Origin of the sequence: Streptomyces sp. AC555_RSS877, assembly GCF_019049245.1 — a bacterium.
Lineage (GTDB): Bacteria > Actinomycetota > Actinomycetes > Streptomycetales > Streptomycetaceae > Streptomyces.
Genome location: NZ_JAGMUK010000162.1, coordinates 1 through 2065, shown reverse-complemented (window position 1 = coordinate 2065; position 2065 = coordinate 1). Strand labels below are relative to the sequence as shown.

General features: G+C 69.0%; 1 protein-coding gene. It reads left to right on the top strand.

Annotated features, from left to right (window positions below):
- Nucleotides 1-2065, top strand: a 2065-nt coding sequence (locus tag KUM49_RS38085) for an amino acid adenylation domain-containing protein (RefSeq protein WP_217241543.1), incomplete at both ends; no start/stop codon positions are given.

Sequence of the window (2065 nt, the reverse complement as noted above, 5' to 3'; positions counted from 1 at the left end):
GTGCCGGGGCTGTTCATCAACACGCTGCCGGTGCGGGTGCGGGTCGGCGCTGTGGGTGTGGGTGAGGCGTTGGAGGGAGTGCGTGACCAGCTGGCGGAGTTGCTGGTGCACGAGCACGCCCCGCTGACGCTCGCACAGCAGGCCAGCGGCATGCCCGGCGGCAGCCCGCTGTTCACCTCGCTCTTCAACTACCGCCACGGCAAGCGTCGCGCTGCCGGGCGCAGCCCGGAGGCCGGTACCGCGCCCGGGGGCATCAGCACGGTCTCGATACGCGAGGCGACGAACTATCCGGTCACGATGGCCGTGGAAGACCTTGAGTCCGAGTTCGCTCTGACTGTGGATGCGGTGGGTTCGGTGGATGGGCAGGCGGTGTGCCGACTGCTGCACACCTGCCTGGACAACCTCGTCGCCGCCCTGGAGGACGACCCGGGCAGCTCGCTGTCGGCGGTCGACATCCTCGACGAGGCTCAGCACGACCAGCTCTTGGTGGAGTGGAACAAGACGGCGGTGGACGCCGACGTGTCGACGCTGCCGGGGTTGTTTGCGATGCAGGCGGCGCGGACTCCGGATGCAGCGGCGGTGGTGTGTGAGGGGCGGTCGCTGACGTATCGCGAGTTGGATAGGCGGGCGAACCAGCTCGCACGCCTGCTCATTTCGCGCGGTGTCGGAGCGGAGGTCCGGACTGCGATCGCGCTGGAGCGCGGTGTCGATGTCGTGGTGGCGATGCTCGCCGTGGTGAAGGCGGGAGGCGTGTATGTGCCGGTGGATCCCGCATACCCGGCCGACCGGATCGGGTTCACTCTGGCGGACGCCGGTGCCCGGTTGCTGCTGACCTCTGAGACTCTGCGCCCGGTGATGGGCGGTTTCGGGGTGCCGGTGGTGGCAGTTGACGACCCGTCGGTGGCAGCCGAGCTGGCGGAGCTGCATGCTGCGCCTCTGGTGGAGCGTGTGCTGCCGGACCACCCGGCGTATGTGATCTATACGTCGGGGTCCACCGGTCGTCCGAAGGGCGTCGTGGTGACGCACCGCAACGTGACCGGGATGTTCGCGCAGACACGAGGACTGTTCGAGTTCGGGCCGCAGGACGTCTGGAGCTGGTTCCACTCGTTCGCGTTCGACTTCTCGGTATGGGAGCTGTGGGGTGCCCTGCTGCACGGCGGCCGTGTGGTTGTCGTGCCGTTCGAGGTGTCGCGCTCGACGCAGGAGTTCTTCGCGCTGCTGGAGCGCGAGGGAGTGACCATGCTCAGCCAGACGCCATCCGCCTTCTACCAGTTGATGGCGGCGGCGGAGGAGCGGCCGGCAGCGGTGGCACGGCTGCGCGCGGTGGTGTTCGGTGGCGAGGAACTGGATCCGGGGCGTCTGGAGCCGTGGTGGGCGCGCCATGGTGCGGGCGGACCGCGGATGGTGAACATGTACGGGATCACGGAGACCACGGTGCATGTGAGCTTCCAGGAGCTGGCTGCTTCTGAGGCCAGATCCGGGAGCACCATCGGGCAGGGCATTCCCGGCCTCGGAGTGTTCGTGCTGGATGAGCGGTTGCGTCCGGTGCCGGTGGGTGTGGCAGGCGAGTTGTACGTCGCCGGGGGCCAGCTGGCGCGAGGCTATCTGGGCCGTGCGGCGCTGACTGGTGAGCGGTTTGTGGCGTGTCCGTTCGGTGGTGCGGGTGAGCGGATGTACCGGACGGGGGACCGCGCACGCTGGACGGCGGAAGGTCGTCTGATCTTCGCGGGGCGGGCCGACGCGCAGGTGAAGATCCGTGGCTTCCGGATCGAGCCGGGTGAGGTTGAGGCGGTGGTGGGCGCTCATGCGCTGGTCGAGCAGGTGGCGGTGGTGGTGCGGGAGGACACCCCGGGCGACAAGCGGCTCGTGGCGTATGTGGTGGGCAATGCGGCCGAGTCTGAGCTGAGGGAGTCCGTGGCCGACCGGCTGCCCGCCTACATGGTGCCGTCGGCTTTCGTGGTCATGCGTGAGTTGCCGTTGACGGTGAACGGGAAGCTGGACCGTAAGGCGCTGCCCGCTCCGGTGCTCAGGGCGGGTGGGGGCCGGGTGCCGGCGTCGGTGCAGG